Annotated in this window: 21 protein-coding genes and 1 pseudogene; 12 read left to right on the top strand and 10 right to left on the bottom strand. The window is 68.5% G+C overall.

Annotated elements, in window-relative coordinates:
- Positions 1-29: 29 nt before the first annotated feature.
- Genes ABZ796_RS25030 through ABZ796_RS25020 form a run of 3 tightly spaced genes read right to left on the bottom strand, consistent with a single transcriptional unit; the run spans position 30 to position 949 of the window.
- The gene (locus tag ABZ796_RS25030) at positions 30-482 is read right to left on the bottom strand and encodes a PaaI family thioesterase (RefSeq protein ID WP_357340678.1); all 453 of its coding nucleotides are present in this window, start codon (positions 480-482) and stop codon (positions 30-32) included.
- Between the two features lie 25 nt (positions 483-507).
- Complete coding sequence (locus tag ABZ796_RS25025; protein ID WP_357340653.1) at positions 508-720, bottom strand: hypothetical protein; 213 nt, start codon at positions 718-720, stop codon at positions 508-510.
- A 13-nt stretch (positions 721-733) separates the two neighbouring features.
- Entirely contained in the window at positions 734-949 is a 216-nt protein-coding gene (locus ABZ796_RS25020; RefSeq protein ID WP_357340652.1) for a hypothetical protein, read from the bottom strand.
- A 121-nt stretch (positions 950-1,070) separates the two neighbouring features.
- Here ABZ796_RS25020 and ABZ796_RS25015 point away from each other — a divergent pair, with 121 nt between their 5' ends.
- Complete coding sequence (locus tag ABZ796_RS25015) at positions 1,071-1,997, top strand: RNA polymerase sigma-70 factor (protein WP_357340650.1); 927 nt, start codon at positions 1,071-1,073, stop codon at positions 1,995-1,997.
- 24 nt (positions 1,998-2,021) lie between these two features.
- Here the strand turns inward: ABZ796_RS25015 and ABZ796_RS25010 are convergent, their stop codons facing one another.
- The 3 genes from ABZ796_RS25010 to ABZ796_RS25000 all read right to left on the bottom strand — a co-directional run bounded on the left by ABZ796_RS25010 (position 2,022) and on the right by ABZ796_RS25000 (position 5,994).
- The gene (locus ABZ796_RS25010; protein WP_357340648.1) at positions 2,022-3,371 is read right to left on the bottom strand and encodes an acetamidase/formamidase family protein; all 1,350 of its coding nucleotides are present in this window, start codon (positions 3,369-3,371) and stop codon (positions 2,022-2,024) included.
- Positions 3,372-3,458: 87 nt separating this feature from the next.
- Entirely contained in the window at positions 3,459-3,881 is a 423-nt protein-coding gene (locus tag ABZ796_RS25005; RefSeq protein ID WP_357340647.1) for a hypothetical protein, read from the bottom strand.
- A gap of 4 nt (positions 3,882-3,885) precedes the next feature.
- A complete protein-coding gene (locus ABZ796_RS25000) occupies positions 3,886-5,994 on the bottom strand; it encodes a DNA topoisomerase IV subunit B (protein ID WP_357340645.1) in 2,109 nt (702 codons plus the stop codon).
- A 341-nt stretch (positions 5,995-6,335) separates the two neighbouring features.
- Here ABZ796_RS25000 and ABZ796_RS24995 point away from each other — a divergent pair, with 341 nt between their 5' ends.
- The 7 genes and pseudogenes from ABZ796_RS24995 to ABZ796_RS24965 all read left to right on the top strand — a co-directional run bounded on the left by ABZ796_RS24995 (position 6,336) and on the right by ABZ796_RS24965 (position 8,780).
- Entirely contained in the window at positions 6,336-6,542 is a 207-nt protein-coding gene (locus ABZ796_RS24995) for a hypothetical protein (protein ID WP_040756289.1), read from the top strand.
- 88 nt (positions 6,543-6,630) lie between these two features.
- Positions 6,631-7,116, top strand: coding sequence for a DUF456 domain-containing protein (locus tag ABZ796_RS24990; RefSeq protein WP_357340643.1), 486 nt, complete (start codon positions 6,631-6,633; stop codon positions 7,114-7,116).
- An 88-nt stretch (positions 7,117-7,204) separates the two neighbouring features.
- Positions 7,205-7,327, top strand: a complete 123-nt coding sequence (locus ABZ796_RS24985; protein WP_357340641.1) for a hypothetical protein — start codon at positions 7,205-7,207, stop codon at positions 7,325-7,327.
- Positions 7,309-7,440, top strand: a pseudogene (locus ABZ796_RS24980) (ATP-binding cassette domain-containing protein); the annotation flags it as partial. The gene ABZ796_RS24985 and the pseudogene ABZ796_RS24980, both read left to right, overlap by 19 nt.
- A gap of 40 nt (positions 7,441-7,480) precedes the next feature.
- Complete coding sequence (locus ABZ796_RS24975) at positions 7,481-7,603, top strand: hypothetical protein (RefSeq protein ID WP_357340639.1); 123 nt, start codon at positions 7,481-7,483, stop codon at positions 7,601-7,603.
- Positions 7,604-7,780: 177 nt separating this feature from the next.
- Positions 7,781-8,452 (top strand): ABC transporter permease subunit, encoded by a 672-nt coding sequence (locus tag ABZ796_RS24970; RefSeq protein ID WP_357340637.1) that lies wholly within the window; start codon positions 7,781-7,783, stop codon positions 8,450-8,452.
- Positions 8,453-8,492: 40 nt separating this feature from the next.
- Positions 8,493-8,780, top strand: a complete 288-nt coding sequence (locus ABZ796_RS24965) for a hypothetical protein (RefSeq protein WP_357340636.1) — start codon at positions 8,493-8,495, stop codon at positions 8,778-8,780.
- 13 nt (positions 8,781-8,793) lie between these two features.
- Here the strand turns inward: ABZ796_RS24965 and ABZ796_RS24960 are convergent, their stop codons facing one another.
- The 3 genes from ABZ796_RS24960 to ABZ796_RS24950 form a co-directional block, all read right to left on the bottom strand.
- Complete coding sequence (locus ABZ796_RS24960) at positions 8,794-10,755, bottom strand: peptidoglycan recognition family protein (RefSeq protein ID WP_357340634.1); 1,962 nt, start codon at positions 10,753-10,755, stop codon at positions 8,794-8,796.
- A gap of 141 nt (positions 10,756-10,896) precedes the next feature.
- Positions 10,897-12,468 carry an RNA polymerase sigma factor gene (locus ABZ796_RS24955; protein ID WP_357340632.1) on the bottom strand — a complete coding sequence of 524 codons (1,572 nt, stop codon included), beginning with the start codon at positions 12,466-12,468 and terminating at the stop codon, positions 10,897-10,899.
- A gap of 138 nt (positions 12,469-12,606) precedes the next feature.
- Positions 12,607-13,185 carry an HhH-GPD-type base excision DNA repair protein gene (locus tag ABZ796_RS24950; RefSeq protein WP_160024252.1) on the bottom strand — a complete coding sequence of 193 codons (579 nt, stop codon included), beginning with the start codon at positions 13,183-13,185 and terminating at the stop codon, positions 12,607-12,609.
- Between the two features lie 84 nt (positions 13,186-13,269).
- Here ABZ796_RS24950 and ABZ796_RS24945 point away from each other — a divergent pair, with 84 nt between their 5' ends.
- Complete coding sequence (locus ABZ796_RS24945) at positions 13,270-13,773, top strand: hypothetical protein (protein ID WP_357340631.1); 504 nt, start codon at positions 13,270-13,272, stop codon at positions 13,771-13,773.
- On the opposite strand, the gene ABZ796_RS24940 is transcribed toward ABZ796_RS24945, so the two are convergent.
- A complete protein-coding gene (locus tag ABZ796_RS24940; RefSeq protein WP_357340630.1) occupies positions 13,770-14,696 on the bottom strand; it encodes a DUF4192 domain-containing protein in 927 nt (308 codons plus the stop codon). The genes ABZ796_RS24945 and ABZ796_RS24940 overlap by 4 nt on opposite strands.
- A gap of 136 nt (positions 14,697-14,832) precedes the next feature.
- Here ABZ796_RS24940 and ABZ796_RS24935 point away from each other — a divergent pair, with 136 nt between their 5' ends.
- The 3 genes from ABZ796_RS24935 to ABZ796_RS24925 all read left to right on the top strand — a co-directional run bounded on the left by ABZ796_RS24935 (position 14,833) and on the right by ABZ796_RS24925 (position 19,581).
- Positions 14,833-16,143 carry a DNA polymerase IV gene (locus ABZ796_RS24935; protein WP_357340629.1) on the top strand — a complete coding sequence of 437 codons (1,311 nt, stop codon included), beginning with the start codon at positions 14,833-14,835 and terminating at the stop codon, positions 16,141-16,143.
- 149 nt (positions 16,144-16,292) lie between these two features.
- Positions 16,293-18,428: a S9 family peptidase gene (locus ABZ796_RS24930; RefSeq protein WP_357340628.1), complete on the top strand. Its 2,136-nt coding sequence runs from the start codon at positions 16,293-16,295 to the stop codon at positions 18,426-18,428.
- A gap of 205 nt (positions 18,429-18,633) precedes the next feature.
- Entirely contained in the window at positions 18,634-19,581 is a 948-nt protein-coding gene (locus ABZ796_RS24925; RefSeq protein WP_357340626.1) for a sigma-70 family RNA polymerase sigma factor, read from the top strand.
- The last annotated feature ends 170 nt before the right edge of the window (positions 19,582-19,751 follow it).

The following is a 19,751-nucleotide window of genomic DNA, read 5'->3' as shown; positions in this document are numbered from 1 at the left end:
CACCTGGTGGGGGCCGTTCCTTCATCTTCTCAGTCGCGCGGGCGCCAGCGCTTCCACAGTGCCTCGCCCTCGGCGCGCACCTTTCCGTCCCACTCCAGCCGTACCAGTGAGGTGATCTGGTCCTCGCTGGCCTCCTTGGTGGAGGCGATCAGCGTGACCGGTTCCTTGAGCGGAGCCGGGCGCCGGTAGCGTACGTCGATCCCTGCCGTCACATAGGCCAGCGACTCCCCCTCGGCAGGCATCCAGCCGTTGAGGAAGGCCTCCTGGTGCACCGCGGCGGCGCTGTGGCAGTCGAGCACGGTCGCGATGATCCCGCCGTTGAGGAACCCGCCACCGTTGTCGTGCTGCGGCCACGGCTGGAAGGTCGCGGTCACGCTCCCGTCCAGCTGCGGATAGCTCTTCAGCTGGAGCCCCTGGGTGTTCGCCGGCCCGCACCCGAAGCAGGTCATCGTCGGCCACCACTCGTCCTGCAACGCCATCATCTTCACCGCGCCACCATAACCACGATCAGCCGATCCCGGTCCGGAAGCCCTCGCGCCAGGTGGCGTACGACGGCGTCCAGCCGAGCTCCCGCTTGGCCTTGGCGTTGGACGACCCCCGCACAGAGGTCATCAGCGCGACACCGAACTCGCCGATCAGCGGCTTGGCCAGCCATGCGGGCAGCCGCATCGGGTTTCGGCCACCGACCTGCTCGGCCAGGAACGGCATCCACTGGTTCACCGGCGCAGGCTCGTCATCGACGATGTTGTAGACCGCCCAACGCGGTGAGCTGGTGCACGACCACCTCAGGTGCGGCCTTGGTGACCGCGTCGGAGACGCTCTGCGCGTTCAGCGGGTCCATCACGATCCCGGTCGCGCCCATGCCGGCCAGGGTCTCGCGTCCCGCCTCGTGCCGGGTCGAGCCGTAGACCTCGTGCCCGGCGGCCACCAGGAGCGGCACCATCCGCATGCCGACCGCGCCGGTTCCGCCTGCGATGAAGATTCGGATCGTTCTTTCCTCTCGTCGATGTTTGATCCCACCGACGAAACGACCTGCGCTCCTGTGACAGCTGGCGTAAGGTCCTGCGATCGTGGACCTCGCAACCGCCCATGACGGGCTCCGCCCGCTGATGTTCTCGATCGCCTACCGGATGCTCGGCAGCGTCGCCGAGGCGGAGGACATCGTGCAGGAGGCGTTCCTACGGATGCACCGCAGCGCTCAGCATTCCGACGAGAACGTCGAGAACCTCGATGCGTACGCCACCACCGTCACCACCCGGATCGCCATCGACACCCTGCGCTCGGCCCGTCACCGCCGGGAGCAGTACGTCGGGCCCTGGATGCCCGAGCCGATCCTGGTCTCCGACGAGGACCCCAGCCACCGCCTCGAGCTCGACGAGACCGTCAGCACCGCGTTCCTGGTCCTCCTCGAGTCGCTCACGCCGGTCGAGCGTGCGGTGTTCGTGCTGCGCGAGGTGCTGGGCTACGACTACGAGGACATCGCGCCGGTCGTCGGCAAGAGTGCGACCAACTGCCGCCAGATCTTCACCCGCGCCCGCAAGCGGATCGCCGACGGCACACCCCGGTTCGACCCGTCCCGCGAGCGCCGCGACCAGCTCGCCTCCCAGTTCGTCGCCGCACTGTCGGCCAGCGACATCGCCGGCCTGGAGCGGCTGCTCGCCGACGACGTGGTGTTCGTCGCCGACGGCGGCGGCCGGGCTCCCGCCATCCAGAAGCCGATGCTCGGCGCCGTCGCCGTCGCCCGCTTCCTGCTCGGGCTCATGCGTCAGGGCGAGCGCTTCGGCGTACGCCTCGAGCTCTCCAGCGCCAACGGTCAGCCGGCCATGCTCACCCGCGGTGCCGACGGCGCCCTGCTGGGCGTCATCGCGCTCGACGTCGAGGGCGGCCGGATCGTACGCATGCACAACGTCCTCAACCCCGACAAGCTCGGCCACCCCGACAAGCTCGGCCACCTCGGCGAGGTCGGCGACCTCTTCGCGCTGCTGGCCGAGCGCTGACCGACGCGACTGACGCCTCGGCGGTCAGGAGAGGTCGGCCTTGCTGATGATCCCGTGCACCCCGACCGTACGGTCGACGACCTGCGAGACCACGAAGTCAGCGGCGGCGGAGAGGTAGGCGTACGCGATCGCCCGGTCCAGACCCTTGTCGTGCTCGAGGAAGTCGAGGGCGTTGACGACCGCTCGCCTCATCGCGACATCGAGGTCGCTGCCCTGGCCGTCGACCGACCCGTCCGGGTCGGAGAGGCCGATCGGGATGTATGCGCCGTCCGTCTCGGCGAACGGGTAGTCGTACGCCACCGATGGAGCGTCACCCGACCCGGGCTTGCACACCGTCAGCCGGAACGTGCCCCGAAGCGAGCCCTCCAGCGCCGTGAGCGCGACCTCGCCGTTGCCCATGGCCATGTGCGGATCGCCAACATAGAACAGCGCCCCCTCGGCCTTGACCGGGAGGTAGAACGTCGAGCCCGCCCCGAGCAGGTTGATGTCGATGTTGCCGCCGCCGAGCGTCGGCGGGATCGAGTTCGCCTCCGGAGCAGTCAGCTCGGTCGTCTCGGCGTAGGCCACGCCCATCGTTCCGAAGAAGGTGTTCACCGGGAAGCTCACCCGGGATGTACCGGCGCCCATCCTCACCTTGTCGCCATTGAGCTCGGCAAAGACCGACACGTTCCCGTACGCCGTGGGCTCCCGGCTCCCGCGCCCGTCGGTCGCCACCGGCGGCATCACCTCGTCCAGCGTGATCCCCGCGGGTGCCGTTCCGTCCCTGGTGAGCGCGAGCGCGCCCTTGCCGTGACGCGAGGAGACGATTCCGTACGGCACCCGCGGCGTCGCCTCGAGCGTCTCGATCTTGAGCACGTCGCCGGGCTCGGCGCCCTCGACGAAGACCGGCCCGGTGATGACATGAGGCCCGTCGACGTCGAAGTTGCGCCGGGTGCGGTCATAGGAGGCGGCCACCTCGACCGCGTCGCGGAGCACGTTCTTGCTGCGTACGCCGTGCTCACCGAACCACGCGACCGGGTCGCGGCCCTGATCCTCGAGGATGCCCTCGTGGGAGATGGAGTCGATCGTCACCGTACGCCCGGACCGCACCCGCGCCACCGCCGAAGCGTGGACCGAAGGGACGTAGCCCCACAGCACGTCGTCCGTCTCCGAAGGCAGGTAGACATCGCCTGCGATCCGGCCCTCGCCCGGCTGCAGGATGCCGCCGAACCGTCCTGGCTTCCGCGGGGCCGCGGAACCATGGGCGTGAGCCGCACCCGAAGCACCGACCGCCGCCGCACCGGCACCGGCGACACCCAGTGCCGCCTGTACAAGCCTTCGTCGTCCCAGACCCGCGGCCAGGTGCTCGGCAGCTTTGCGTCCGTCATGCGTCATCGTCGTCTCCTCAACCTCGGCTACAGCGAGCCTGACGCTAGGGAAGCCCCATTTCGGGCCGGTGACACCAGCGGGTCAGCGGCGTATCTACTCCTCCAGGAAGGTGCGCAGCGACTGGTCGACCAAGGGACGGCCCAGCTCACCCGAGGTCAGCGCCGCACCGAGGGCACTTACCGAGTCGAGGCGACTGACGAGGTCGACCAGCTCGCCGACCTCCTCGGCCAGCTCGGTGGGGGTGGTCGCACCCAACGGCCGGTCCAGCAGCAGCGGGCAGTCGACCGGGCCGCCCTCCGGTTCCGGGTGGCCGAGGGCGGCGACCCAGCAGCCGATCTCGAAGCGCAGCGGCGCGCTCGGGCCGGCGCCTTGGGCGCGCAGGTCGATGTACCACACGACGTCGTCGCTCTTGGGGTCACCGAGCCGGTGATGGCCCTTGCGCAGCGGCATGCCGCCCGTCTTGAAGGCCTTGGTCGCCGCTGTCCGGGCTGACTTCTGGTCCATCGCTGAGGTCACGGCCCTAGAAGTCGAGGTCGGTCTCGGAGAGCTGACCGCCTCCGGCGACGATGAACTCCTTGCGCGGAGCGACATCGGAGCCCATCAGCAGGTCGAAGACCCCCGCGGCCGCGTCCGCGTCGTCCAGCGTCAGCCGGCGAAGCGTCCGGTGGCGCGGGTCCATGGTGGTCTCGGCCAGCTGGTCGGCGTCCATCTCACCCAGACCCTTGTAGCGCTGCACCGGGTCCTTCCAGGTGACGTTCTTCTTCTTCAGCTCGGCGAGCTTCCGCTGCAGCTCCGGGTCGGAGTAGGTGTAGATGTACTTCTCCATCCCCTTCTTCGGGTTGGAGATCTCGATCCGGTGCAGCGGCGGGACCGCGGTGTAGACCTTGCCGGCGGCGATCAGCTCGGGCATGTACTTGAAGAACAGGGTCGCCAGCAGCGTCCGGATGTGGGCGCCGTCGGAGTCGGCGTCGGCCATGAAGATGATCTTGCCGTAGCGCGCCGCGTCCAGGTCGAAGCTGCGGCCGGTGCCCGTCCCGACCACCTGGATGATGGAGGAGCACTCGGCGTTCTTCAGCATGTCGCCGACCGAGGCCTTCTGGACGTTGAGGATCTTGCCGCGGATCGGCAGCAGCGCCTGGAACTCCGAGTTGCGGGCCACCTTGGCGGTGCCGAGCGCGGAGTCACCCTCGACGATGAACAGCTCGGCGCGGTCGTCGGTGGTGCGGCAGTCGGCGAGCTTGGAGGGCAGCGCGGAGGACTCCAGCGCGTTCTTGCGCCGCTGGTTCTCCTTCTGCTGACGCAGCGAGAGCCGGGTCTTGGAGGCGGCGTACACCTTCTCCATCACCAGCTTGGCCTGCTGCTTCTGCGCCCCGCGCGACTCGGTGAGGAACGTCTTCATCTCGGCGGCCACGACCTTGCGCACCACGCTGCGAGCGGCCGGGGTGCCGAGGATCTCCTTGGTCTGGCCCTCGAACTGCGGCTCGGCCAGGCGCACCGTGACCACGGCGGTCATCCCCTCGAGGATGTCCTCCTTGACGATGTCCTTGTCGTTGACCTTGAGCACCTTGGCGGCGCGCATGGCGTCGTTGAACGTCTTGGTCAGCGCGTTCTCGAAACCGCTGACGTGGGTGCCGCCCTTCGGGGTGGCGATCACGTTGACGAAGGAGCGGATCTCGGTGTCGTAGCCGCTGCCCCACCGCACCGCGATGTCGACGCCGAGCTCGCGCTCGACGTCCTGCGGCGTCATGTGGCCGGCATCGTCGAGCATCGGCACGGTCTCGGTGAAGGTATCCGAACCCTGCAGGCGCAGTACGCCGCTGACCGGCTCGTCCTTGGCCAGGAAGTCGACGAACTCGGCGATGCCGCCGTCGTGGCGGAACTTCTCCTCGACCGGGTCCGACCCGGACAGGTCGCGGATGACCAGCTCGAGACCGGGGACGATGAAGCTCGTCTGCCGGGCCCGGCCGAGCAGCCCCTCGAGCTCGAAGCGAGCGTCCTTGGTGAAGATCTGCCGGTCGGGCCAGAACCTGACCCGGGTGCCGGTCTTGCCCTTGGCGACCCGCTTGCCCTTGCGGGTCAGGCCGCTCTGCGGTGTGAAGCCGGCCGCGGGGCCCTCACCGTCGAAGACACCGGGCACGCCACGGCGGAACGACATCCCCTGCTGGGCCGGCGAGCGGTCCACGTCGATGTCCATACGGCTCGAGAGCGCGTTGACGACCGAGAGGCCGACACCGTGCAGACCGCCGGTCGCGTTGTAGGAGCCGCCACCGAACTTGCCACCCGCGTGCAGCTTGGTCGCGACCACCTCGACGCCCGGAAGCCCGGTGCGGGGCTCCTTGTCGGTCGGGATGCCGCGGCCGTCGTCGTAGACCTCCACCGAGCCGTCGGGATGCATCGTCACCTCGACGTGGCCGGCGACTCCGGCCAGCGCCTCGTCGACGCCGTTGTCGATGATCTCCCACAGGCAGTGCATGAGGCCGCGGGTATCGGTCGAGCCGATGTACATACCGGGACGCTTGCGCACCGCCTCCAGACCCTCGAGGACGAGGAGGTGCGCTGCGTTGTAGGTGTTGTCAGAGATGATCGGCTCCTGGCTGTACTGCGTTACTGCGTTGTCCCGCTGGGGCATTGCATGGGGGTGGCCCTCGGAAGAAATCTACCGTGCGACACGCCCGGGTCTCACGCAGGCACGCGGCAACCGGCCCATGCGCCATCGGGCGGCACACGTACGTCGTGATCGGTCCGTTACGTGGAACTTGTGGGTTTCGATGCACGAAATGGTCGGTCGACAGGTAAGAATGTCTGTCACGGACAGCGATGTCCCGCGGGGTAGGTCCGACCCGGATCCCCAACCCGGAGCGACAACTGCAAGGATTAGAGGTGCGAACGGGGTAAGAGTCCAGGCTAGGGAATCTTCCAGGACTCGCGTACGTTATCCCGGCGCAATCATGATTCAGAAATGAGGCCGATGTGACCACTGCCGTTGCCACCAGCTCGCCGCTCACGTCCGAGGACCGTTGCGACCGGTGCGGAGCGCAGGCCTACGTACGTGCGGAGCTCCACTCCGGCGGCGAACTGCTGTTCTGCGCCCACCACGCCCGCGAGCACGGCGAGAAGCTCAAGGAGATCGCAAGCTCGATCACCGACGAGACGCACAAGCTCACCGAGAAGAACTGACCCCACCCACCGACTCCCCGAAGGCCCGGACCACATCGGTCCGGGCCTTCGGCGTGATGTGGACGACCACGGGGCTAGGGTTCGCTCCGTGAGTCTCGTCGAAGTTCTTGTCGCGCTGGTCATCGCCTTCGGCATCGCCGGCATCATCGTCCCGGTCCTCCCCGGCGGCGCCCTGCTCGTCGCCGCCGCAATCCTCGGGTGGGCCATCTGGCTGGGCGAGCCCACCGGGTGGGTGATCTTCGGCATCTCGGCCGCCTTCATCGCCATCGGGCTGATCACCAAGTACGCCATCCCCGGCAAGCACCTCAAGGACTCCGGGATGCCGCTGTCCACCCAGGTCGTCGGCGCGATCCTGGCCATCGTCGGGTTCTTCGTGATCCCCGTGGTCGGTGTATTCGTCGGCTTCCCCCTGGGCGTCTTCCTCGCCGAGCTCCGCCGTCACGGTGGCAACGCAGGGGCCGCCTGGGCCTCCACCTGGACCGCCCTGAAGGCGGTCGGCCTGTTCATCGTGATCGACGCCACCGCCTCCACCCTCGCCACCATCACCTGGGTCGTGGGGCTGTTCATCACCTGAGCCCCGATCGAGGGGCTGCCTCCAGATCGCTATAGTCGAGTGACTTAGTTTTCTAAGTCGACTCTGACCACCATCCCTGGAGGCATCCGTGTGCATGCTCGAGGTCGACGACGTACGCCTCGGCTACGTCGTCGACGGCACACCTCATCTCGCCGTCGACGGGGTCTCGTTCACCGTCCCGCGCGGATCGACCACGATTCGGGCGGCATGAAGCAGCGCGTCGCGATCGCCCGTGCGCTGGCGCTCGAACCCGACGTACTCCTCATGGACGAGCCGTTCGGCGCCCTCGACGCCCAGGCCCGTGACCGGCTCCAGCGCGAGCTCAAGCAGGTCGTCGTCCTCTCGGCGCCCCCCGTCCCACGTCGTGGAGACCCTCGACGTCCGTGGCCTCGACGACCCCACCGACCCGGCCTTCGTCGCCGCCCAGACGCGCCTGCGCTCGCTGCTCGCCGGGGGCGCCGGCACCGAGGACGGAGTGGCGGCATGACCCAGACCCCCCGCCCACCACGTCCGCCACCGCTCTCGACGCCCGCGCCGACCTACCGCGGAGGCTCCCCCGATGGGGCGACCTCCCCACCGTCGTACGGCGCGGACTCCTGCTCCTCCTCCTGCTCCTCGCCTGGGACCTCGGTGTCCGGTTCGACGGGCCAGCCCGCTCGTCCTCGTGGGTCCCGTCGAGGTCGCGAAGGCGATGGTCGAGGGCGTACGCAGCGGTGCGCTGGTCGACTCGGCCCTGCTGACCCTGCGCATCCTCGGCCAGGCTCTCCTCATCGGGATCGTGGCCGCCGCGATCCTGACCACGCTGGCCACCTGGACGAAGATCGGCGAGGACCTGCTGGTCCTGCTGACCTCGATGCTCAACCCGCTCCCGGCGGTCGCGATCCTGCCGCTGGCGATGCTGTGGTTCGGCATCAACACGACGGCGCTGATCGTGGTGATCGCCAACGCGGTGATCTGGCCGATCGCGATCAACGTCGGTCAGGGCTTCCGCACCGCGAACCCGACCGTGGTCGCGGTCGGACGCAACATCGGACTGCGCGGCGTACGCCTGGTCTGGTACGTCCTCGTCCCCGCTGCGCTCCCCCACACCGTCTCCGGCCTGAAGAGTGCCTGGGCGTTCGGCTGGCGCACGATCGTCGCCGCCGAGCTGGTCTTCGGTGTGGCCGGCGAGGGCGGCGGCCTGGGCTACTTCATCAACAACGCCAAGACCTACCTGCACATCGCCGACGCCTTCGCCGGCCTGGTCACGATCGCGCTGATCGGGATCGTCTTCGACCTCGTCTTCACCTGGCTGGAGCGCCGCACGGTCGTTCGCCGGGGCATGAAGACCGCCTGACCCCCACCCCTCGCCGCCACCCCACGCAAGGAGCTCCACCATGTCTTCCCAGCGCCGATCCCACCGAGGCGTACGCAGCCTGGCCGTCGCCTGTGCCGCGACCCTGCTCGCCGGCGTACTCACCGCCTGCGGCGCCGGCGAGTCCGAGGGCGAGCTCACCGCCGCCGAGGTCAAGACCCAGATCACCGACCCCGACGTCACCTGGTCCCTCACCCCGACCGGTTTCGGCGAGTTCGCCGACTTCATGGAGTCCGTCGAGATGATCAAGAAGGCCCCGGCCGCCGAGGACATCTACGTCGACAACGAGTTCAACGCCGACGCCGCCTGACCGCGCCCGAAGGTCAGCCGTCGGCGACGGTCACGTCCTCAGCCATGACGTATGCGATCCGGTGGTTGAACCAGATCTGGTAGTAGGCCGTGCCGCCCCTGATCACGATGCAGTCGGGGACGTTGTCGACGGTGGCGCAGTTGAAGTTGTTCGCCTTGTAGTAGTCCGTCGGGACCTTGGCGTCGGCGAGGACGTACTTCTGACCTGCGGGGATGGTGTACTGCAGCGGCGCGATCGTCCTCGGCGTGACCCCGTCGGGATAGTCGCTCGCCGCCGTGGGATAGGCCGTGCCGTAGATCTTCGCGGCGGTGCCGGCCTTCGGGGTGACGACCTTGCCGTCGGAGGGCAGGAGTACGCCGCGGGGGTTCTGGATCCAGCCCTGCTTCCCGCCGAACCAGACCCCCCACCACGTCGAGCGGCTCCGGTCGTTGACGACGACCTTCTGCCCGGCCGCCAGGCGCGGACCCCAGTTGGAGACCTTGGCGGAGCCGCCGACGACGGTGTCCGGCAGCAGCGGCGCGGCGGTGGAGGGCTCGGAGTAGACGTTGACAAAGTTGGTGCCCCGGTCGGCCGGGCACGGCACGCCCGCCTCGGTGCAGCCGGTCATCACGTTGCCGGTGTTGGTGTCGAAGTCGGGGGCGACCGTCCAAATCTCGCTGCGCGAGTGTCGATCGGCCTTGATCGGCGACCGCAGCAGATCGAAGTAGTGGCTCCAGTCCCAGTAGGGGCCCGGGTCCCAGTGCATGCCGGCGACGTTGGCCGGCGCGACACCCTGGACCTGGTCGTGGCCGATGATGTGGGCCCGGTCGAGCGGGATGCTGTAGCTCGTGGCCAGGTAGCGGACCAGTGTGGCGGAGGTCTGGTACATCGCCTCCGTGTACCACGCACCGTCGGCTGCGTAGCCCTCGTGCTCCAGCCCGATCGAGTGGCTGTTGACGTACCAGTTGCCGGCGTGCCAGCCGACGTCCTTGCCAGGGATGTGGTGGGCGACGTGGCCGTCGACCGAGCGCAGCGTGTAGTGCCAGCCGAGGTAGGTCGGGTCCTGGACCAGCCTCACGGTGCCGTCGTAGGAGGTCTCGGTGTCGTGAATGACGATGTAGTCGACCGAGCCCTCCTCGGGCCGGCTGGCGAGGTCGTGGTTGCCGTAGTCGCCGACCGAGTCACCGGTCTGCTCGTAGGGCGCCGGCAGCGACTCACAGCCGAGCACCGCCGGACACTCGGCCGCCTCCCCGGTCGCGGACTCGGCGAGGTCGAGCCGGCCGATCGCCTCCTCGCTGACGGTGGCCGGCGTGGCGGTCAGGATGACCCGGTGGCCGTCGTTGGTCGTACGCGACTCCCCCGCGCTCAGCGTCGCGAACACCTGCCGGGCGAACTTGAGCGCGGTCGCCTCCTCGGCGGCGCCGCTGTACCGGCCGACCGCCGCACTCCAGTCCGCCAGGCTCTCGGCCCCGCCCGCGGCGTCCTGGTAGTCGGCCAGAACCGCAGCGCCGCCGCAGATGTTCGCGACCGCGTCCTCGCGCAGGTCCGCGACCGGTATCCCCGTGATGTCGTTGGCCGTACGCAGCGTCTCGACCTCACCCAGCCTGATCGCCTCCTCGCGCTGGCGCGTGGTGCGGGACTGGTGGGAGCCGTCGCCCTTGCCGAGCGGGTCGGGATGGGCCTCGACGTCCTTCGCCAGCGCCGGCAGATCGGTCAGGTGCATCGGCCCGTAGCCGCCCGACGTGCTCGGCGCCCCACCGTGCGCGTCCCAGCGCGACTCCATGTAGGAGACCGCGAGCAGCATCTCGGCCGGCACCCCGCTCATCTCCGCTGCTCGCTCGAAGACCGCCTGCCGGTCGGTGGTGCCCTCCAGGCACGCGTTCCAGTCAGGCCCGGAGGCCGAGGCTACCGCCGTGATCGGAACCACGACGAGCAGGCCGCCGAGCAGTGCTCCGGCCGCGGCCAGAGCGGGCCGGTGTGGACGTGAGAGACGCATAGGCACGAGGAGACCTCCCGAGACGCGGACAACCGACCCGTGCAACCTAGCCGAGTCCGCAGGCGTGGCGGGCGAGTCTGCGGAAATGGCGAACGCCCTCCCAGATGTCCGGGAAGGCGTTCGGAGGAGATCTTAGCCAGATCAGTCCAGATAGTCGCGCAGAACCTGCGAACGCGACGGGTGTCGCAGCTTCGACATCGTCTTGGACTCGATCTGACGGATGCGCTCGCGGGTGACCCCGTAGACCTTGCCGATCTCGTCTAAAGTCTTCGGCTGACCGTCGGTCAGGCCGAAGCGCATGCTCACGACGCCGGCCTCACGCTCGGAGAGCGTGTCGAGCACCGCGTGCAGCTGCTCCTGGAGCAGCGTGAAGGAGACGGCGTCGGCCGGGACGATCGCCTCGGAGTCCTCGATCAGGTCGCCGAACTCGGAGTCGCCGTCCTCACCCAGCGGGGTGTGGAGCGAGATCGGCTCGCGGCCGTACTTCTGGACCTCGATGACCTTCTCCGGGGTCATGTCGAGCTCCTTGGCCAGCTCCTCCGGAGTGGGCTCGCGGCCCAGGTCCTGGAGCATCTGGCGCTGGACGCGCGCGAGCTTGTTGATGACCTCGACCATGTGCACCGGGATACGGATGGTGCGGGCCTGGTCGGCCATGGCGCGGGTGATCGCCTGACGGATCCACCAGGTGGCGTACGTCGAGAACTTGTAGCCCTTGGTGTAGTCGAACTTCTCGACCGCACGGATCAGACCCAGATTGCCCTCCTGGATCAGGTCGAGGAAGAGCATGCCGCGGCCGGTGTAGCGCTTGGCCAGCGAGACGACGAGACGGAGGTTGGCCTCCAGCAGGTGGTTTTTGGCGCGCTTGCCGTCCTCGGCGATCCAATCGAGCTCGTCGAGGATCTTCGGGGTGATCTTGCCGCCCTTGCCGAGCTTCTCCTCCGCGAAGAGGCCGGCCTCGATCCGCTTGGCGAGCTCGACCTCCATCTCCGCGTTGAGCAGCGGGACCTTGCCGATCTGCTTGAGGTAGTCCTTGACCGGGTCGGCGGTCGCGCCGGCGACCATGACGGTCTGCTCGGGCTCGTCGGTGTCGTCGGAGGTGGAGACGACGAAGCTCTGCTTCTCGGCCTCCTTCTCGTCCTCCTTGATCGTGGGATCGGCGGCGACGTCCTTCTCGAACTGCTCGTCAGGGATGTCGGGCAGGATCTTCTTGCCGTCGGGACCGACCTGGACGACCGGAGTCTCGTCGTCGGTGTCGTTGTCCGAGTCGTCCTCGATGTCGTCGACATCGACCTCGACGTCCTCGAGGACGATCTCCTCGCCGTCCTCGTCGATCTCGGTCGTCTTCTTCGGCTCGGGCTTGTCGGCCTTCTTCACCGCGGCCTCGGTGGCCGGCTTCGCCGGCTCAGCCGCCACCTTCTTGGCGGCGGCCTTCTTCGCCGGCGCCTTGGCAGTGGTCGTCTTGCGGGTCGAGGTCGTCGCCGCCGCGGCACGGCTGGTCACGGCGGTGCCGAGGTCCACCGAGATGCCGAGCGTGCTCAGGTGACCGAGCAGTGCCTTGAGATGCCTGGGCTCGACCGCGGCATCCTCGCTGGCCTGGCGGACCTGGTCGGGACTGACCCGTCCGGTTGGCTTGGCCTGGTCGATCAGTGCCTTCACGGCAGGGTGGGCGAGTACCTCAGCGGGTATCTTGCGCGCGTTCGAGGACACGAACACCTCTCCGTCGAACTTGGTCGAGACTTATCAAAACTGAGTTTGGGCGCGGCAGGGCCCGGGGTCGTCAAGAGCCGCAGATTCATTCTGCCACGGTGGTGGTGAACAGTCCCCATCCGGGGCATCATGTCCCCCAGCAACTCATCCGGCTGCTTTGGCTGCGGCCTTCTTCTGTTGTTTGTAGTCACGCACCTTCTGCAACGACGCAACGTCGACGACGTCAGCCACAGAACGGTAACCGTCGAGCGCGTAGTCACCGACCGCCTCCTGCCAGCCGTCGGGCCGCACCCCCAATTGCTTGGCCAGCAGCGAGACGAAGATCTGCGCCTTCTGCTTCCCGAAGCCCGGGAGCGCCTGGACCCGCTTGAGCAGGTCCTTGCCGCTGGTGGCCTCGGTCCACAGCCGCGTGACGTCGCCACCGTACTCGTTGGTGACGATGGTCGCGATCCCCTGCACCTTGGCCGACATGGAGCCGGGGAACCGGTGGATCGCGGGCGGCGTCGAGGCGATCGTCTTGAACTCCTCGGGGTCCATCTCGGCGATCTTGGCCGGATCCAGATGCCCAAGGCGGGTCACCAGCTTGTGACCTCCCTTGAACGCATCCTCCATCCGGTACTGCTGATCCAGGGCCATCCCCAGCAGCAGCGCGAACGGGTCCTCGGAGAGCAGCTTGTCAGCGGCCTCGTCGCCGGTGATGTGGAGCGAAGGCATGAGAGACATCTTGCCTCATCTCGCGGTGTAGTACGTGGTCATGCCTGTGGAAAGCGGGTCGCGCCGATCCGGCATCCGTTGCACGCTAGGTCCATGGCCTCCATGCCCACCCTGTCCGAGACGTCCGTCGAAGGGCTGCACGAGCCGCTCTCGCCAGTGCTCGAGAAGCGGCTGCGACGTGCCGTGCTCGATCACACCGCCACCGAGCACCGGCGCTCGTTCCTGGCGCTCGTCCATCTCGGCATCCCCGGCGGCAGGGAGGTCGCGCACGCGCACCGCGAGGACGAGCCCACCGACCAGTGGCTGCGCACCGACATCCTCCACAGCATGCGCCGCCGGGTCGGCGTGCCGGACCCGATCGTGTGGCTGACCCGCCCCGCCGAAGCGATCGGCCTTGCCGAAGCGGAGCCCGAGGCGATCGGCGCCGGCGACCTGAAGATCGAGGACGTCGACCTCCGCTGGCTCGCCGCCGCCCGGCAGGCGTTCCGCGAGATCGGAGCGCCGCTGACGTACGTCGTGGTGACCCGCAACGCATGGATCGACCCACGCTCCGGGCTGAGTCGCCGGTGGAAGCGGCTGCGCTACCGCAACGACTAGGCAGGACGGTCCGACCAGGTCAACGCCTCCTCCCAGGCCGTCGGAGGAACGGCACCGTCGAGCATCTGCGCGACCAGCACCCCGAGACCGTGGTGAGGCTCGCTCGCGAAACACCGGTCGAGCGCGCACCACGCGAGCGCGCCGTCACCGCCCAACCAGGCGGCGAAGGCCAGCACCGCGGCCGGGTGGGCGACGTGGTCGTCGGGGCTGCGGCGTACGACATCGGTCCACAGACGTATGTGGGCCCTGGCCTCCTCCCGGGTCATCCCGCCCCAGGCGGCGTCGCGTCGCTGCGGGTCGCGCAGCGCGAGCAGCAGGGCGGCGATCTGCCCGGGCGACAGCACCGTGCCGGCGATGGCGTCGTCGATCAGCCGGCCGACCTCGTAGATCTTCATCGAGGACGCCTGCGCCAGGGCCGTCTCGGTCTCGGCGACAGCTGCAGGCACCGCGGCGATCGAGGCAGCCAACTCGGTGCGCGAGCGACGCACCAGATGTCCGTCGTAGACCGCCTGGGCCCGGAACGGATGCGCACCGACGTCGAAGGGGACGCCGTCGTCGGGGACGCCGTGAAGACCGAGCGGGTCGAACCACCGGCCGTCCTGCACCCGCAGGCACCCGATGAGGTCGATCTCGCACTCGGCGAGCCTCTCGGCCAGGCGGCGGGCGAGCTTCACCCCGAAGCGCGGTCCACTGTCGTAGAGGACGAGCAGGACGCCACGCACCTGGTGGCGCACGGCCGGCAGCAGCAGGCTGTCCAGACACTCCTCGACCTCGTCCGGCGGAGGTAGGTCGATCCTGCCGTGGACCTGATGCTCACCGCCGAAGGTCAGCATGACGATCGACCACTCGGGCTGGAAACCGAGCAGGACGGGAACGGCGGCCAAGACGTCCTCGGGACGGGCGATGGAAAGTTTCGTGGTCATGTGGACCACACTCCCCGTGACCCACCGACAGTCTCGGCGCCAATAACCGCGCCTGTGGACAACCGCCTCCCCAACCTCGCCTGTGGATGGTCAACGGCCCGGACAGACTGTCCCCGGTGCCAGATAGGTTGCCACCATGAGAGCGCACGCGTCGGTGATGCACCTCGACCTCGACGCGTTCTTCGCCTCGGTCGAGCAGCGCGACAAGCCTTCCCTGCGCGGCAAGCCGGTGGTCGTGGGCGGCATCGGCGGACGCGGCGTGGTCAGCACCGCCTCCTACGAGGCCAGGACCTTCGGCGTCCGCTCGGCGATGTCGACCCGCGAGGCCCGCGCACTGTGCGGACACGCCGCCTTCCTCTACCCGCGCTTCCACGCCTATAAGAAGGTCAGCGAACAGGTCTTCGGCATCCTGCGCGACCTGTCCCCGCTGGTCGAGCCGCTCTCGCTCGACGAGGCCTTCGTCGACCTCGCCGCCGCCGACCTCCCCGACCTCGAGGTCGACACCGTCACCGCAACCGCTTCGAGGATCCGCGAGGAGGTCGCCGAGGTCACCGGCGGGCTGAGCGCCAGCGTCGGGCTGGCCAGCTCTAAGTTCATCGCGAAGATCGCCAGCGACCTGGACAAGCCCGACGGCCTGGTCGTGGTGGCACCCGGCACCGAGCTAGACCTGCTGCAGCCGATGAACGTCAAGGTGATCCCCGGCGTCGGCCCCGCCACCGCGGAGCGCCTGCGCCGTGCCGGCATCCACACCGTGGCCGATCTGGAACAGGTCAGCGTGGAGGAGCTCGTACGTCTGGTGGGCAAGTCCCACGGCACCAACCTCTACAAGCTCGCCAGGGCCCAGGACGACCGGCGCATCGAGCCCGAGCGCGAGACGAAGTCGGTCAGCGTGGAGGGCACCTACGACACCGACCTGACCGACCGGCCGCTCATGGAGCAGATCCTGACCCGGCAGGCGGGCGAGGTCGCCGCCCGGCTGAAGAAGAACGGGCTCTCGGGTCGCACGATCACGATCAAGGTCAGGCTCTACGACTTCACCACGATCAACCGCTCCACGACCCTGCCGGCCCCGACCGACCACGCCGGCACCATCGCCCGCCTGGCCAGGACCCTGCTCGGCGACCTCTTCACCGCGGGCGAGACCGCCGGGGGCGTACGCCTTCTCGGGGTCGGCGTCTCCGGACTCGCCGACTGGATCCAGGAGGACCTCTTCGGCGACGACATCGACGAGGACACCGAGCCGGACCTCCCCCTGCCCGAGCCGGTGCGACGGCCGATCTGGGCGGCCGGCATGGACGTCGTCCACGCCGAGATGGGCCGCGGCTGGGTCTGGGGCTCGGGACGCGGCGTCGTCACCGTGCGCTTCGAGACCGCCGAGACTCCCGCCGGGCCGGTGAGGTCCTACGCCGCCGACGACCCCGACCTGCAGCCGTTCAGCGAGTCCTGAGCCCCTCCCCCGGCTCGGGCCTCGCCGTCGCGGCGACGGCGTGCGCTATCGCGCCGAGCAACCATTCTGTGCGATAGCGCGACGCGATGCGCCCATCGCTTCGGTCCCGCGGTCGGGGCTTCGAGGGTCGCGGGGATAGGGTCTCGTTCATGTCTGCCGACCTCTCCTCGACGCCCTGGCCGATCGCTCCCAAGAAGCCCTCGTCCAAGCAGTTCCACGGCCTGACCCGGGCCGATGACTACGAGTGGCTCCGGGAGAAGGAGAACCCCGAGGTCATCTCCTACATCGAGGCCGAGAACGCCTACACCAAGGAGCAGACCGACCACCTCGCCGACCTGCGCACGCAGATCTTCGAGGAGATCAAGGCGCGCACCCTCGAGACCGACCTGAGCGTCCCGACGCGCTCGCGCGGCTACTGGTACTACGGCCGCAGCTTCGAGGGGAAGCAGTACGGCGCGAGCTGCCGCGTGAAGGCCAACGACCCCGACGACTGGACCCCGCCGACGCCGGCCGACGTCACCCACGACCAGCCCGCGCTCCCCGGCGAGGAGGTGCTGCTCGACCTCGACGCGCTCGCCGAGGGCCACGACTTCTTCAGCCTCGGCGGTTCATCGGTGAGCCCGAGCACCACGCTGCTCGCCTACGCGACCGACGTGACCGGCGACGAGCGCTACACCGTACGCGTCAAGGACCTCACCACCGGTGACCTGCTCGACGACGAGCTCACCAACGTCCACGGTGGCGCCACCTGGGACCGTGACTCCGCCAACCTCTACTACACGACCGCCGACGAGTCCTGGCGCGCTGACAAGATCTGGCGCCACCGCCTCGGCACCACCCAGGACCAGGACGAGCTCGTCTTCCAGGAGACCGACGACCGGTTCTGGGTCGGCGTCGGGCGCACCAAGTCCGACCGGTTCATGTTCATCGGTACGGCCGCGAAGATCACCGCCGAATACCGCTTCCTCGACCTCGACGACCCCGACGCCGGGTGGCAGGTCTTCGCCGCCCGCGAGGAGGGCGTGGAGTACTCCATCGAGCACGCCACGATCGCCGGTGAGGACGTCTTCCTGGTCACCCACAACGCCACCGGCCCCGACTTCGAGATCGCCACCGCGCCGATCGCCCCGACCCCGCGCTCCGGGTGGCAGCCGCTCATCCCCCACACCCCCGGCGTACGCCTGGAGGACGTGGACGCCTTCGCCGGCCACCTGGTCGTGCACCAGCGCAGCGAGGGCCTGACCCAGCTCCGCATCCTGGAGCTCGGTGAGGACGGCGTCGCCGACGACTACCTGGTGAAGTTCGACGACGAGCTCTATACCATCGGCTCCGGCTCCAACCCCACCTTCGAGAGCCCGGTCGTGCGGCTCGGCTACACCACGATGCGCACCCCGGCTTCGGTCTACGACTACGACGTACGCAGCCGTGAGCTGACGCTGCTCAAGCAGGCCCCGGTGCTCGGTGGCTACGACCGCGACGACTACGAGGAGCACCGGCTCTGGGCGACGGCCGAGGACGGCGTACGGGTGCCGATCTCGATCGTGGCGAAGAAGGGGCTCCACGAGACCGGGCCGATCCCGGTGCTGCTCTACGCCTACGGCTCCTACGAGGCCAGCATGGACCCCTACTTCTCCATCGCCCGGCTGAGCCTGCTGGACCGCGGGATCGGGTTCGCCATCGCCCACGTCCGCGGCGGTGGCGAGATGGGCCGGGCCTGGTACGACGACGGCAAGATGCTCAAGAAGCAGAACACCTTCTCCGACTACATCGCCTGCGCGCGCCACCTCGCTGAGTCGGGCTGGTCGACGCCCAGCCAGATCATCGCCGAGGGGGGCAGCGCCGGCGGCCTACTGATGGGCGCGGTCGCCAACCAGGCGCCCGACGCCGTCGGCGCGATCGTGGCCGCGGTGCCTTTCGTCGATGCGCTGACCACGATGCTCGACGCGACGCTGCCGCTGACCGTCACCGAGTACGACGAGTGGGGCAACCCGGAGGCCGACCGCGAGACCTACGACTACATGTCCTCCTACGACCCCTACACCAACGTCGCCGCCCAGCACTATCCGCCGATCCTTGCCGAGACCAGCATCAACGACACCCGGGTGCTCTACGTCGAGCCCGCGAAATGGGTCGCCAAGCTGCGCGCGACGGCAGAGAATCCTGGTGACGTACTCCTGAAGACGGAGATGGCGGCCGGTCACGGAGGAGTCTCGGGGCGCTACAAGGCGTGGGAGGACCGGGCGTTCAGCCTCGCCTGGATGATCGACCAGGTGACGTCTTCGTAGGGCATATCTGCGGGGATCTCGGGGTACTCCATGAGAAACCCCTGAGATTCACCTCATGATGCAACTTATCGCCCGCGGCGTACGTCGAACCGGACAAGAGACCGAAGACGGATTCGATGACAAGGCGCTCTACCAGGGAACACCTGGGAGGGGCGAAGCGTTGAAACCACCGTGAGGCCACAAACCTCACCGTGAGGAGGTTCCCATGGCGACACGCACCGCAACCGCCACCCGAGAGATCGAGGGCCGTGACAGCGTCGGGCTGTATCTCGACGAGATCGCCCGCAACGAGCTCCTGGATGCTGCCAAAGAGGTTGAGCTGTCCAAGGCCATCGAGGCCGGCCTGATGGCCGAGCATCTTCTGGCCGAGGGCCGCGTCGGCCGCAAGAAGGCACCCGGTGGAGCCACCCGAGCCGAGCTGGAGTGGCTGGCCGAGGAAGGCCACCGCGCCACCCGTCAGTTCATCAACGCCAACCTGCGACTGGTGGTGTCCATCGCGCGGAAGTACGGCCGCGCGCAGATGCCGATGCTGGACCTGATCCAGGAAGGAAATACCGGCCTGATCCGGGCCGTTGAGAAGTTCGACTACACCAAGGGCTATAAATTCTCGACGTACGCGACGTGGTGGGTCCGTCAGGCGATCACGCGTGGCATCGCCCAGCAGGCCCGAGTGGTCCGGCTCCCGGTCCACGTCGTCGAGGAGCTCAACCAGGTCGGCGGCGCCCGCCGCACCTTGGAGCGTCAGCTCGGCCGCGACCCGGAGCCGGAGGAGATCGCCACCGAGCTCGGGATGGACATCGACCGTGTCCTCGACCTGCTCTCCTGGGGTCGTGACCACGTCTCCCTCGACACGCCGATCGACGAGGACGGCGACACGTCGCTGGGTGACCTGATGGCTCAGGAGTCGACCCCGTCGCCCGACATGGACGTCATCGACGTCGAGTCGCGCGAGCGGCTCAACTCGCTGGTCGGCCAGCTCGATGAGAGATCCGCCGACATCGTCCGCTCCCGCTACGGGCTCACCGACGGCCGTCAGCACAAGCTCGCCGACATCGGCGTCAAGCACGGCATCTCCGCCGAGCGCGTACGCCAACTCGAGCGCGAGGCCCTGCAGAAGCTGCGCCGCTTCGCAGATCCCGACCTCGCGGCGTAGCCGTACCCCCTCAGATTCGGCGCTCCTCCCAAGGGGCGCCGAATCTGTAGTTTTGGCGCGCCGAGAGTGCAGTTTTGGGCGACGAAAGTGGAGTTAGGAGATCACTGCGACCAGCCCCGGATGGGTGTCTCGCAGCTCAGCCAGTCCGATGGCGTCGGCCGTGGTGGGGG

This window comes from Nocardioides sp. NPDC047086 (genome assembly GCF_040643685.1).
Taxonomy (GTDB): Bacteria; Actinomycetota; Actinomycetes; order Propionibacteriales; family Nocardioidaceae; genus Nocardioides.
Note: the sequence above shows the minus strand (reverse complement) of the source record. Positions and strands in the feature narration are given on the sequence as shown.